The organism is uncultured Marivirga sp. (genome assembly GCF_963974845.1).
GTDB lineage: Bacteria > Bacteroidota > Bacteroidia > Cytophagales > Cyclobacteriaceae > Marivirga > Marivirga harenae.
Genome location: NZ_CAXBEQ010000004.1, coordinates 59,025 through 73,755, shown reverse-complemented (window position 1 = coordinate 73,755; position 14,731 = coordinate 59,025). Strand labels below are relative to the sequence as shown.

Annotated in this window: 6 protein-coding genes; 4 read left to right on the top strand and 2 right to left on the bottom strand. The window is 36.6% G+C overall.

Annotation, left to right across the window (positions count from 1 at the left end; genetic code table 11):
- Positions 1–220: 220 nt before the first annotated feature.
- Both AAC601_RS10235 and AAC601_RS10230 read left to right on the top strand, forming a co-directional pair.
- Complete coding sequence (locus tag AAC601_RS10235) at positions 221–583, top strand: hypothetical protein (RefSeq protein ID WP_303270087.1); 363 nt, start codon at positions 221–223, stop codon at positions 581–583.
- The gene (locus tag AAC601_RS10230; RefSeq protein WP_340153185.1) at positions 573–2,501 is read left to right on the top strand and encodes an ATP-binding protein; all 1,929 of its coding nucleotides are present in this window, start codon (positions 573–575) and stop codon (positions 2,499–2,501) included. The genes AAC601_RS10235 and AAC601_RS10230 overlap by 11 nt, the downstream gene beginning before the upstream one ends.
- Positions 2,502–2,684: 183 nt before the next feature.
- On the opposite strand, the gene AAC601_RS10225 is transcribed toward AAC601_RS10230, so the two are convergent.
- On the bottom strand, positions 2,685–4,592 hold the full coding sequence (locus AAC601_RS10225; protein WP_303270089.1) for an ABC-F family ATP-binding cassette domain-containing protein: 1,908 nt from the start codon (positions 4,590–4,592) through the stop codon (positions 2,685–2,687).
- A 159-nt stretch (positions 4,593–4,751) separates the two neighbouring features.
- Between AAC601_RS10225 and AAC601_RS10220 the strand changes: the two genes are divergently transcribed.
- Together AAC601_RS10220 and AAC601_RS10215 are read left to right on the top strand one after the other, a co-directional pair.
- Positions 4,752–4,946, top strand: coding sequence for a hypothetical protein (locus tag AAC601_RS10220; protein WP_303270090.1), 195 nt, complete (start codon positions 4,752–4,754; stop codon positions 4,944–4,946).
- On the top strand, positions 4,943–5,245 hold the full coding sequence (locus AAC601_RS10215) for a hypothetical protein (protein WP_303270091.1): 303 nt from the start codon (positions 4,943–4,945) through the stop codon (positions 5,243–5,245). Before AAC601_RS10220 ends, AAC601_RS10215 begins: the two co-directional genes overlap by 4 nt.
- 56 nt (positions 5,246–5,301) lie before the next feature.
- Here the strand turns inward: AAC601_RS10215 and AAC601_RS10210 are convergent, their stop codons facing one another.
- Entirely contained in the window at positions 5,302–14,580 is a 9,279-nt protein-coding gene (locus tag AAC601_RS10210) for a T9SS type A sorting domain-containing protein (RefSeq protein WP_340153184.1), read from the bottom strand.
- Positions 14,581–14,731: the final 151 nt, after the last annotated feature.

Genomic DNA, 14,731 nt, shown 5'->3' with positions numbered 1-14,731 from the left:
GAGTACAGTAAAGAGACCTGTTAGGTTTAGCATACCTGACAGGTCTCTTTTATTTACCGGGATATAATCCATGCGCCCAATCTCCAATATTTCAATTGCAAGCTGGATCATTTTTAAATGTTGCTACATCTAACTTTTAAAACTATCTATCGAATATTTTTATATATTTATGACTAGGATTGTATATTGAGTTTTTTAAAATAAAACTAAGATAAAATTCATGTCAACAGAAATCATCAACATCAGCAAACAAGAAGGGAACAATCACCTCTACTTAACCGATAATGAAGGTCATGCCGGAAAAGATAGTATTACAACTCAAGTACACCCTGGGGATACGGTAACCTGGAAATTAGTCCCCAATGGAGGAATAGATCAAATTACTGGGATTACAGCAAAACCAGATAGCCAAGATATTTTTTCAGTGGATCCTGCACCAGTAAATCCTAATGATCCTAAAACTGATTGGACAGGTACTATAAGCGAAAATGCCACAGGTACAGAATCTTATAGCATTGGATATAAGATTGGTGATAACAATTATACTGATGACCCAGATCTAGAAATGAAACATGGCGGCTAATCACCCCCACAAAAAAGTCCTATCTTGGAAGACTTATACCTTAGTCTTCCTTTTATACAGTTCACTCAGCCTGTCTCAATCTTTTAAAGATGCAGATAGTCTGATAAATATTGTAGAAACTCAATTCAGTAATACAAGTGACAGTATGCAACTTGTCACATTAGAAGAAATATATAAAAACAATAAATTAAAACCCGACCTACGGTTAAAATATGCCCTGAAATCATTAAAATTATCAAATCAACTACATAACGAATTATGGCTATTTAAGACTAATTACGAGTTAGGTAACATTTACAAGAAAAAAGGTGATCTAGACACTTCATTAAAGTACTACTACGCAGCGCTAAAACAAAACGAGCTACTTGATGATATTAGAAACGAAGCATTAGTAAATGCCTCAATATCAAACATCTACAAAGTAAATGAGGATTTTAAAAATGCAGTTAAATATGCCAATATAGGAATTAAAATATATAGAGAAATTCAAGATTCAGTGAACTTAGCAATCAATCTAATGAATACTGGGGAAATCTACAGAGTAAATCAGCGGTTTGACTCTGCTCTAACGTATTTCAAGGAATCAGGGGATATATTTGAAATTGTCGGTCATAGAGTAGGCCTAGCTTATAATATCGGAAACATCGGTTTGACTCATGCCGATTTAGGAAGTGATTCCTTAGCAGAGACCAATCTACAAGAAGCAATTCATATTCTGGAAGAGGAAGGCGATTTTTATCCAATAGCCGTCTATAATACCTACATGTCAGATATATATCAAAATAGGGATAATTATGAAAAAGCACTTACTTATGCTGTTCAGAGTCTGAACATTTCTTTAGAACATTCCTTAAAAGAGCAGATTCGCGATGCCAACCTCAAATTATCAGAATTGTATGTTGCTCAAAACAACTATCAAAAAGCGTATTATCATCAGAGTCAGTATTTAGCATACAGAGATAGCATCAATAGTGAAGGTAAAATTCGGGAAATAGCGGAGTTGAGAACTGAATACGAAGTAAATAAACGAGAAGCAGAAATTACAATCTTAAAAAATGAAAAAAGGACTCAATACATCATTTTTGCTTCCATGGCAGTCATTATTATCCTATTGGGGCTTGCCAGTTTTCTTTACTACCGCAATAGTAGAAGAAAACAAACGCTCAATTTAATATTGAAGGAAAGAAAGGAAGAAGCTGAAGCGCAAAGAGACCAATTAGAAGCCATCAATGAAACAAGGGAAAAATTCTTGTCCATTATTGCACATGATTTAATGGGGCCAGTTAATTCTTTTAAAGGCTTATCCACAATCATGAAGATGAGTATTGATAGTCAAGACATTAAAGACCTAAATGACATCCATAGAGTATTTGATAAATCTGTCAACAATCTTTCAAGTCTGTTAACCAATTTATTGGATTGGTCGGTTACTCAACAAGGCGACATCCCTTATCATCCGGAAAAGATTGATTTCAATCACTTAATCAATGAATTAATCGATCTGTTTTTTAATATGGCTGAGTCTAAAAAGATCAGTTTGAGGACAAATATATCTGATAATCTATATTTGTGGGCAGACGTAAATAGCACCAAAACCATATTAAGAAATTTAGTGAGCAATGCTTTAAAATTTACTGACGCAGGAGGAGAAATCAGTATTGCAGCTGAAAAATCAAACTCTTTTGTAGTAATAAAAGTAAATGACACTGGTATTGGTATGCCACAGTCTAAAATCGATCAACTCCTAGCAGAAGATAATTTTGAGATCAGCCAGGGAACCCAGGGAGAAAAAGGTGTCGGCTTAGGTCTTCAGTTGGTTAAAGAATTTGTAAGTATGAATAAAGGAGAAATGGATATTGAAAGCGAAATTGACAAAGGCACTACTTTCAGAATATATTTACCTCAGTATAATCAGTAGCCAAGACTCTATTAAATCATTTAAATGAGGGAAATGCTAAGCTTTCACTTGAAAGATAAAATACCTGCTTCTATAGGATAATCTCATATAAAACCGCAGTTCATATTCAGGCTCTTTGAAAATTACTGTCGAAATCCTACAAGTATCAGTCAGACACCAAATGCGTCAGTCCGACAAGAAAACTTATTCTAACTCCAAGGCTAAATTTTCCCACTCTTCTGTCAATTGTTCTAACTCCTTGCTAAGCTTTTCGAATTCTTGATTTACTTCAAAAAGCTTATCAGGATTACCGTAAACAGAAGGTTTAGCAAGTTCTTCTTCCAACACTTTCTTATCTGCCTCTAGCTTTTCAATAGTTGTTTCTAGCTTTGATAGCTCCTTTTGTTTAGCTTTAAATTCAGCATCTTCCGGATTATGTCTCGGCTTGGACTGCTTTTCCTTTTTCTGCTCCTTTTTCAGCTCCTCATCAAAGCTCTTATCTTCTACTTTTGCCGCTTCCCGCTTCGCAAACCAATCTTGGAATTCATCATAGGTCCCCGGGTACTCTTTAATTTGGTAATCTTCAATCCACCAAATTTTATTGGCTACATTAGAAACAAAGTATCTGTTGTGTGACACTGTTATAAAAGAGCCTTCATATTGTTGCAAAGCCTGAATTAGTATATTTTCCGATTGCATATCCAAGTGGTTGGTCGGCTCATCTAATAGCAAGAAATTCGCATTAGAAATCATGGTTTTAGATAAAGCTACTCGAGACTTCTCTCCTCCTGATAATACTTTAATTTTCTTAAATACTTCCTCATCTCTAAAAAGAAAACATCCCAGTAGATTTCTTAACTCCATTTCAGTTCGGTCACTGCCTGCTTGTTTCAGCTCATCCAAAATTTCGTTATTAATATGGAGAGATTCTAGTTGATGTTGAGCAAAAAAACCAAATTCTACATTATAACCTTCCTCTCTTTTGCCCTTAATCTTTTCTTCTCCTGCAATAATTCTTAGTAAAGTAGATTTACCTTTACCATTGGCTCCAATTAAGGCAATCTTATCCCCTCTTTCGATATGAGCCTCCGTATTTTCCAATATTTTTATATCTCCATACGACTTTGATACCTCATTCAGTCGAACAATATGCCTTCCCGATTTATTATTAATTTTAAAGCTGAAATTGATAGTGGCATTATTATCCACCACTGCATCGACCTTATCCATTCTGTCCAATGCCTTTACTCTAGATTGCACCTGCTTGGCTTTGGTTGCTTTCGACCGAAAGCGATTAATAAATTGTTCAGTCTGTTTTATTTTTTGTTGTTGATTTTCATAAGCATTTTGTTGCAATTCGGCTCTAAGTGCTTTCTCTTCATTATAGAAGCTCCAATTACCGGCATATACATTTAATTGTTGTTGATCTACCTCAACAGTAATATCTATTGTTCTATCCAAAAACTCTCTATCATGAGAAACAATGATATAAGCTCCCTCATAGGATTTTAGATAATTTTCAATCCATTGTATCGATGGCAAATCCAAGTGGTTTGTCGGCTCATCTAGCATCAAAAGAGAAGGCTTTTCTAATAGCAACTTTGCCAACATCACTCTCATTCTCCAGCCTCCGGAAAAAGTCCTCAATGGTCTACTTAAATCCTCTGTTTTGAAACCTATACCTTCCAGAATTTCTTCCGCTTTAGCTTGAAGGCTATAACCTTCCATCATTTCATATTGCTCTTGAGCTTTGGTGAGCTTATCTACTAGATCATCCGAATAATCTTCCTCCATTTTCTTAAGAATAGATTCTATTTTCTCCTGTAGCTTTAATGCTTCCTTAAAAGCCTGCATAGCAACATGCAGAATACTATCATCAGATTGAAATGACAGCAAATCTTGATTTAGGAAACCTATGGTACAGTCTTTACTCATTTGCACCTCTCCTTTATCTGGAGTGATATCACCATTAATGATTTTAAGCAAAGTAGATTTTCCTTGTCCATTCAATCCAATCAAGCCAATTTTATCTTTGGGTTTGATGTGTAAAGAAGCGGTATCAAATAGAGGCCGATCCCCTATGTAGTAGTCTAAATTATTAATAGAAAGCATGATGCAAAATTAAGTGGGATTTCGTCAGGATAAAATGCTTTGACCGAATAGTTGAAAAATATATTTTTAACCTATACTACATTTTGTTTAACCTTTTTTATTTTTAATTAAACAATATGCTTTACAAGGCGTTTCCTTTTTAAATAAAATATAAAAACTATGAGCAAAACAGAAGAAACACAGAGCTGGCCAGATTTAGCCATTGGGTTATACGATAAATTAACTGGCCGAAATGCAAAAATCAACTATGATTTTACTGATTTCAAAATCGGAGTGCCAAAAAAGGTCGGTTCAGAGGAAAAGACTGAATGGACCATGAACGGAAAATTAAGTATTACAACTGAATCGAAATGAAAAAAATGCAAATAACAGCTGATGTGGAGCTGCAAAGTGTAAAAGGCAAAATTAATATTCATGGTACTACAAATGACTTGAATATTAATATCTCTTCTGCATCAGTTGTTATTTTTCCTCTGAAAACTTATCTTCTTTTTCGCAAATATATTATCCTGAGCAAATTTATTGATCAAAATATTGCTGTGATGATTGCTAACAAAAAAATTGTGTCTTTTGATAACGGAAAAATGGTATATTCTAGAAGGTGGTGGCTGTTTAAATTTCTGCTAACTGCACTTATTAAAAAAGGGATATAAAAAAAGCTGCATCAACTCAAGGAAAATGCAGCTTTCTTTTTTGTTAGCATTATAAGTTATTTAACCATCAATCTAACCTTCTTTCTTATATTACCTTGTCGCACATCTACAATGTAAATACCTGAATTTAGTTCTGTATCTATCGGTAATGCATTATTGAAATCCGATGGACTATGAACTGCCTCATAGTGTCTTCTTCCTTGCATATCAAATATGGAGACCTGTACTTTTTGCTCTGCATGGAACCCAGATAATCTCAATTTAATATTTTGTGCTTGAGTTGGGTTTGGTACTGCAACTAAATCAGAATTCTGAACTCTGTTCACTTTTACCACCTCTGAATATTCAAAAGCTCCATCATAATCTACTTGTCTTAATCGATAGAATCCATCACCAGCCAGAGGGGAATAGTCCTTGAAACTGTAATCAAGAACTTCTTTAGAATCACCACTTCCTTCAACAATACCTAGAACTTCAAAATCTTTACCATCAAATGAGCGCTGAATCTCAAAGAAATCATTATTCTTCTCAGAAGCAGTTTGCCATTTCAAATCAACCCTGTTTCCGTTATTCTCAGCTGTAAAGAAGGTTAATTCAACAGGTAATGAATTGTTATTTGCATCTCCTGCCCCAAAGGTCACAAAGTTTGTAGAAAAATCAAATCTTGTATTTGATGTTAGTTGCCCATTCGTTGCATTTCCTGATACACTGGATTGCCCCTGATTCTCCCACTGAGAAGAAACACCATCTTTAAATCGAACTACTCTTAGTTCACTTAAAGATTGTGCAACGCTTGCCGAACCATCTGCAATATTACTGCTTGGGTCCCAATATATTTTTACATTTGCCATATTAGCACCGGCACTTGTTAATTCCCAATACTGATTAGCACTTACCACTGGATTAGCTCCAACAAGATTATTAGACAAAGTGGCAATTGCGGGGTTATCCTCTGGGCTTTCACTGAAGAAAGTTGCTGTCCAATCGTCTGTATTTTGAATATAACTTACTTCAATTAATCCGTATCTTCCACTTTGCCCTACAGGAAAAGGATCAAATTCAGAAGCTGTGGAAGCATTTAAGTTTCTGATGAGAGGACCATTAACGTGACTAGAAGATTTAAAACCCGATAATACAGCAGTGTTTTGAATAATCAATGAATTATCGATATCAGTATCAATTAATCCATTTGTAAATTTAAGTTCACCGCTTACTTCTATATCATTATTGCTACCATCAATTACTGACAGTCTTCCATTCGACTTATTGACTTCTAAAACATTGAATGCTTCAAGACCAGTAAACTGACCTGATATTGTTTGATTGCTAGTTCCATCCATCACGATAGTAGCATCAGTAAACTCTGCATTGAAACTACTGCCGCCATTCTTAATGACATTACCTTTTACTCTCAGCTCTGAGAAATTAGCCATTTCAAAGTCACCGCCAGTCAATTCTAAGTTCTCACATATGTTAACGCTTGTAGCATTAGACATCACCTTTTTACCATTACCGCTTAATATTAACCTTTTCAAATTGGTAAATCCTTCAGCTAAAACTGTAACATCATTTCCCACATCATTATTTTCGTATTCTAAGCCTCCGCCTATAGAACAATTTGCGTCTGGAAAGAAATCCTCGTAGTCACCAGCTGGAAACGAAGCATCATCAACTAGTTTCAAAGTACCACTACCCTCAATTGTTCCTAAATTATGTCCAAAAGTGCTATTGATTTCTAGAGTTGCATTTTCTTCGATTGTCACTTTTCTAAAACGTCTAAAATTATCATTCAAGACCAAGGTATAATTGCCTCTAACAACTAAATCTGGCGATTGACCTACAGAAGGGGCCGAACCTCCGTCAAAAGAAGCACCCGCATTTACATTTCCATCCGCAAAACCCGTCAGAGTTTCAAAAAGAGGCACAACATTTGGTATTGCACTGCCGCACAACAACGCATCACTATTATCTCTAGTGATACCTGCTGTATATCGTCCCTCCAAAGTCTCACTCATTAATCCGCTGTACTCGTTGGATACGTCTGACTGAAAAGTAATTGAATTACCTACCTCATCAAATAGTTGTTCTGAATAAATCTTGTCCCAAGTATCGTCAACATTCAACAATCTTGCAGGTGCATAATTCATTAAACCCAATCCCTCTGCATTATTTACAGACTCTAATGCATCGTTATGATACATAGTCAAGGAACCATCAAAATTTGTGATGTTTTGCGATTTTACCAACCAGTAATACTGTAATACATTTTGTGTATCATCATAATCTGCACCTCCAGTACAAAGTTCATCGTCATCATCGGTTATACCATCTGAGAAATTATCAATAGGCTTAATTGTAATAAAACCATTTCCATCTACGTCAGATGCCGTAACTACTGCAGGGGTATAATTCAATAATCCTACAGGGTAAACAAAACTTCCATTGAAGTTATCGGGATAGATTTTCCTTACCCCTTTGTCAATCAAACTAGTATTGACTGTAATCATATTATTGACATTGAAATCAGATACGGATGCGCCTCCAGCACCATTTTCAAAAATTGCATCCTCATCCATGATCAATAAGTTGGAACCAATATCGAACACGCCAGAAGCTAATACGACTTTATGATTGATTTCAAAATCATTTTGCCCGGCTGTTACTTCAACTCCATTACTATTGTCAATTGTAATGGTTCCAAATGTACTCTGCCCACTAGAGGAACGAGCAATATTCTGAGTAGCTGAACCTTTGAAAACAATACCAGGCCCTGCAACAGCTGATTGGTGCTCTCCATCATGGATCAAATCACCTTCTAAATTCAACGCGCTAGTATTTGTATTCAAGATTCCATTTAAGATTCTAAGATTATTTTCAACCGTCAACTCCTGCTCTATGGAAAGGTCCCCTGCTCCCGCTTTTTCAATATTCCATAAATCAATTATCCCACTTCCCAAAATACTTTGAGTTGTAGGAGTGTTGAAGAATGTAGTTTGTTGATTCGTACCATTTCCTTGATTATTGAAAGTTCCATTTACTTCCATGTTGTTAACAATGGTTAAATCTAGACCATTAGCGGAATAAGTACCGTTACTCTCAACTTCTAAATTATTAAGAATCAAAGGATTAATAAATGTTCTTGCATTCAAATTATTATTACCTGTGATCAATAGATTATTCAAAGGAACAGTTGCATTAATGCCAATTTGATTTTGACCAGCTGGGGTTGAGACTCCACCAATGGTAATAGTTGAACCCGTAAAATCATAACTATCAGGATCTAACCTTAATGAAGCATTTGTAGCTGAACCATTTTGTCTCTCAATTATGAAATCCCCTGCAGTATGATTGAATTCACTTCCAGCATTTAAAACCTCAAAAACACCTCTATTTTGTTCAGGAGCAGTATTTATTCCAAATCGTGCAACTCCTCCACTTTGGGTATACTTTAGAACTCCGGAAGTAGAGAGTAAACCTCTTCTGACCTGAGAACCTACGTCTAAAGTTCCATCTGTAATGTCGATTTCTGCATTGCCCGAAACAGAGTACTCAATAAAGTTATTTCCATTACCTGTACCAGAAGCCATGTCTAAAGTACCACCAGTAATCCGAAGTAATCCATCTAGAATTAAGCCCGTATCATCTCCTTCAATCCGTACTATCCCCTGTCTTAATTCTAAGCCACCTGAACCCGATGATGATTCTGGATTAGATAAATTAGGAAGACTGAAATTTCCTCTGGCTTCGTCAGTTAAAGTAATATCAACATTAGGTTCATCTAAGATTAATAAGCCATTTACTATTTCAATAGGCTGTTGATTAATATCAGCAGGCAAAGGCAAATTGAAATCTGACCGGAAAATAAAGCTAGAACTTAGATCACTGCCTTTATTTAATTCTATACTGTGGAAATTTGGAATTGCTCCTGATTGGTAATCGAAAGTGTTATTTCCCACTCCTCTCAAAGTAAGTTTTACAAAATCTTGATTTCCATTTGTATAAAGCTGCAATCCACCTCCACCATTATTATCTTGGTAAATATCGCCATGCACAATTAGGTTACTTTGATTAATTGTGGCATCTGGATTTTCCACTCTAATCAATGCATTATCGTTCTCTAGCCTCAAATCACCCAGAACTTCTACGGTTCTAGATGCATTATTTGGAAAATCAATTCTACCATTTCCACCGCTGTCGTTACCGCTTACATTACTTCTGAAAATTCTTAGATTATTTTCTACAGTTATATCGCCCGTAGCGCCAGAGCTCAATCTCAAATTAACATCACCTAATAGCTCAAAATCTTGCTTGACAGTCACATTTGTAGATATCTCAAAATCTCTATCTGCAGCACCCCATCCATTGCCTGCAATAAGAAGATTCGGTACTTCAGGAGGTATATTATTGTAAACAAATCCATCTTGAGTACTTTCATAAACAAAATATGAAGAGTCTTGATTTACAAAATCACCCAAATCAACTCCTGAAAAATCTGGATCTGCCTGACTACCACCAGCTGAACGGATCCAAAACATTCCTTCTCCTTTTACAGGACCTCCATTGATACCTCCTCCTGCTATATTGATGTTCAAAGTGGGCCGGAATTGGAAATTACGAGCATACACACGTCCTGTTGGATTTCCGTCATTTGCATCCAGCATTTGATTAAATACCAATTCTGCAAAATTTACTACTATATTGTCTGCCGTGATTCCATGCGGCTCACCGTCATTACCTGGCGACCCAAATGGAACCCAACCGATTACTGCGACATCGCCAGCTTGCGGAAAATCACCAGCTGCCGGCTGTCTTGAGTCATGGAACTCATAGCTGTCTACTGTAGAATTACCATCAATATCATTTGGAGCAAAGGTCCAATTATTTCCATTATTCCACTTAATTGGAAAACCGTTTCCAGATATTCTTGTGTAGAAAATATCGGGAGCGCCAACAAACCTCCCTGAAACACCTGCTGTGTAGTTCGCTCCTACTAATTCAAAGCCAGAAAAGTCATTTTGATCAAATTCAGCTGTTGTGCTTGATCCATTAAAATGAATGATCCTAGTTCTATTATCTTCATTGGCACTTTGATTACCACCATAAGTAGAAGTAATGATATCGTTTAAGTCCTCCGCTGGGTCTGATTCAAAAACCCGAGTATATGGGTTTCCATCCAGAACATAGCCAGGGACATAATTGTCCTCATCAGATGAAGCGTAATTTGATGGTCTATCTAGACCAGGAACAACAGCACCAGAGCCTCTGTAATAAAATCTAAAGGCAACTGTTGGTAAATCAGTGAATCCATCATGTCGAACTCTCCAATAATGTTGCAATATTTCACCGCCACCTAAATCAGATGTTTCCAACTCACCACTTACCACATTAATTCGAACATAACCATCATCTGAAAAGTCCTTTACTTTCATTTGAGCCGGTCTAGTGTAAACAGTAGTTCCACCGTCTGTTGTAAAACCAACTGGAAAAGATATAGGTGAGATATTATTTAATCTGCTTTCTTCTGTTTCTGGAATGGTATTGCCATTCACTTTCAATCTTAAACCACCGTCACTTGCATTACCATCAGTAAACACCAATATATTTGCAACAACACCACTGTTGTTTATATTGATTAAACTGTTAGTAGATACATTTCCGTTAAAAAAGTTTCCTCCTCCATTGTTTATATTCCAAATTTCATCAATTGTAAGGGTATGGTTTTTAATATAAATTCGACCGTTCCAATACTCCATTCTTTCGATTGTAACATCACTATTGAGCTCAGCAATAGTCGCTGCTCCCACATTAAACCTAATATTGCCAAAAACTGCACCGTCTTCGGTTTCTATAACTAGCGGTGGATCTTCCCTAAATCTAATTTGAGCAACGTCTGGTGTACCACCTGCTTCGGGATAACTTCCAGAAGCAAAATAGGTACCCATTCTATCGTAATTAAGGATATTACCCCAAATCCTAATGGTGAAAATATTCTGATCCAAGGTTCCCGATCTAACCTCTCCGTTTCCATTAATGTCGAATCTAATAGCACCATTTCCTCCTGCTCTGGCAATACCTCTTAATTCATTTCCAGAATTCCTGTCTAAGACCAAATTCCCCAATTCTAAGCGGGGAGATGTTGATCCACCCCAATATATAGTGTCAATTGATGAGGTTCCAATCGTTTGGTTAAAATAAGTACTATTTACTTCTGTTGGTTGGTCTCCCAAATTATCATAAGGGTCCACGCCTCCAAAAACCGAATTATATGCTGACCATCGGCCCACATAAAAACTTCCACCAACATAAACATCATTCACGTTTGCAGAAGAAGTAACTGCTGCAAAAGTAGTAGGGAAATTGCCGAATGGATTATTATAGAATTGATCGTTGTAACCTCTGACAATCAAATCTTCTAGAACTCTAAGTGGTTCACCTGATAGGGTTCTGGCATTTCCTCCATCTCCACTGGTGCCTTCATTAAGCGTGATTTCTGACACACCCGCTCCAGAACTAGCCATAATTACTCTATAGAATGGCGCTCTAGTAGAGATTTTAGCCTCATTACCGTTGGTAGATATCAAATTAACTGTTCCACCAGTCACATTAATATTTCCCGGATCACTATTGATAAATACTAACCCTCTATTAGTGGCGTCACTGATATTAAGTTCGCCTCCTGTCATTATAAAAGCATTGTCTGTATATGTCAAGGATAATGTATAGTAGTTATTGGAAGGGTTCACTCCTGCTGTCGTACCGATATTGACAGTCCCACCATTTATCTCCATACCTCCTACGTTATCAGAACCGTTTACCGAAGTCCTAAACTGCGGAATATTTACAATACCTCCATTAACCTTTAATGTCCCTGCTTCTCTAGAAGTAATACCGCTTGAACTTTCTACTTGAAAAGTACCTGCATTAACTTCTATTGTCCCATAAGGGGTAACCGCATTGCCTCCGGTTTTCCTAGCAAAGCCACCATCTAATAGAAGTTTTGCATTGGTACCGACTGAGTAATTTCCTGTGTTATTTAATGGATCAACATTTATATTTGTTCCTAAAACGGCTGTGCCCGTTATTAATCCAAATGCATTTTGATTATCATTTGGAGCATTGACATCACCACCAATATTTTGATTTGCCCTACCTGTCAATACGAAGTTGGAAGCTTGACTTGCAGTGAAAGTAGCTGAATATGCAGGATCTCCTTTATCGATAATTACTCTTAAGAAGTAGGTGGGACCATTAGCTCTTATCGTCTGATTCCTATTTTCAGATATCAAAAATACATCTGTAATTCCGTCTGGAGGATCGATTCCAACAGTTTGAGTGGTTCGCTGTGAGAATCGCACATCCCCTTCATTAGTAAAGTCGCCATACAAATTGAAATTATGACGCACATTTTGAGTAGATGTTCGAATTCTACCGTTTTGGGTACTTCCATTATTTTGAACCAAGACATCACCAAAAACTGTGAAGTCCCTGGCAGTAGCAGTATTATCTCCAAACTGCCAACTTCCCTTTCTGATAGTAAAATCTCCATTTAATGTTAAGTCAGCACCTAATATTGCGAGGTCTGTAGGATTTGTTAGATCAACTCTCAAATCTTTCAATGTTAAATCTTGATCAAATTCGAGTCCTGTACCACTTACCAATAATAGTCCACCATTCAATTCATTAGCAAAACCATTTGAACCTGTGGTACTTCCTAAAGGGAAATTTGAAACTCCAGAATTACCTTGAATACTTATCGTTCCTTTCCCGTTGATGACATTAAAATTATGTCCAGTCGTATTATTTAGGTTGATTCTACCATCAACTCTTAAGCTTGCAATCTCAATGTCATTAGTTCCAGTTTGTATATTTACAGTTCTACCATTTCTGATCACAACATTATCCTCATCAGCAGGGATGTCACCCCCAGGATTATTAGGGGCGGGAGCAATACCAGCGTCTAAAGTCCATGTATTAGGATCATTCCAGTTTCCGTTCCGAAGGACATACCATGTTCTGCTGATCAACTGATCACCTTGACCTACGGTATAATATCCAGATTTAATTCTGTTTCCTGGTACAGATATGACTAGTTGATCACCATTCTCTACTCCGTAGCTGTTAGCAAAAACTCTTTCATAATTTCCGCTGATTCCTGACCTATACAGTAACACATAATTGGAAGGGCTCCCCAATGTAAACCCTGCATCTCCAAAATCAAAAATTAAGTCCATATCGGACTCACCGTTGTCGATTACATTATTTTGGCTGTTTTCTAGATAAAAATCCTTACCCCAACGTGATGTGATATTAGCTCCCAAATCTGTAACAACGCCTTCTGAATGCGCCACTGCATCATTATGTCCTACAGCGAAAAACTCTAAGTTAGTATCTAGTCCTCCATTTATTTCTCTTATCTGAAAGGCATCTGAAAAGCCAGATTCAGATCTTTTAGACGTACCATCTGTAGTACCTATTGCTCTAAAATCGTTGAAGTAATTCGAAGTAAAATTCGCGAACTCCCCAAAAATATCGTTGGTAACATTTAAAGAATACTTTTCGGCTAAGTAGTTTTCGACAATTAATCTTTCAGCACCATTTAAGGCATCTCTGAAAATAATGATTTCTGCAATGTCCCCAGTAAAGTTTCTAGTATCGCTTGTATTGAAATTCCCTAGGAACAAATCAGAGTTTTCATTATTTAATAGATTAGAAGCTCCCGTTTGAACTCCACCATCTGCAGTATTCACAAAATTACTAATTGACTGCACTGACCCATTAAAAACTGAGCTGATAACAAGGTTATCATCAGCTGATATAGTGGAATTTTCACTATCAACTCCCCCATCGCCATCAAATCTAGCCTCAAAACCACCGCTGGTAGTAAAGAACACATATGACTGTTCATTTCCATTGGAAACCCTTTTACTTAATATACCTTCTGTCCCTATTGAAGAAGGTGTTCTGAATACAAAAAATGCTGTCAGACCATCTGTGTCATCAAGGAGATCATCATCTCCAATTGTTAGATAGCCACCTGATGCACCAAAATTGATTGAAGGAAAACCATTTAGATTAGCATTAGATGCCGTATAATCAGCTTGCAGTCCTGGTGTTGATTGGCTTGCATGCAGGTTATTTCCAGATTGATCTGCCCAAGCTGATACTTTGCCTGCTGATTGACTTATTCCAATGTCAGATCTTAGCCACAGAACATTTTGAGGACCTGATGATCCATCGCCAGTTCCAACTCCAGCAGGTCCTACTACCTGGCTTTTTACTGAGTGAAGGGACGCAACGATTGAAATAAATGTTAATAGTAAGTAGAATCTGTTCATAATGGTTCAAATTTCATGTAAGCTAATTGCAAATATACTATCCAAATATCAAAATAAAGTAATTTTATGGACATTAGTTGCGTTTAATCGTCAAGATTTACAAAAAAAACGACCAAGCTATATTTTTTGCGGTTGTATACGAAACTGAAAA

Bases quoted from the DNA above. Each gene is read 5' to 3' on its own strand.
- AAC601_RS10225 (WP_303270089.1), bottom strand. From the start codon at position 4,592: ATGCTTTCTATTAATAATTTAGACTACTACATAGGGGATCGGCCTCTA.
- AAC601_RS10220 (WP_303270090.1), top strand. From the start codon at position 4,752: ATGAGCAAAACAGAAGAAACACAGAGCTGGCCAGATTTAGCCATTGGG.
- AAC601_RS10215 (WP_303270091.1), top strand. From the start codon at position 4,943: ATGAAAAAAATGCAAATAACAGCTGATGTGGAGCTGCAAAGTGTAAAA.
- AAC601_RS10210 (WP_340153184.1), bottom strand. From the start codon at position 14,580: ATGAACAGATTCTACTTACTATTAACATTTATTTCAATCGTTGCGTCC.
- AAC601_RS10230 (WP_340153185.1), top strand. From the start codon at position 573: ATGGCGGCTAATCACCCCCACAAAAAAGTCCTATCTTGGAAGACTTAT.
- AAC601_RS10235 (WP_303270087.1), top strand. From the start codon at position 221: ATGTCAACAGAAATCATCAACATCAGCAAACAAGAAGGGAACAATCAC.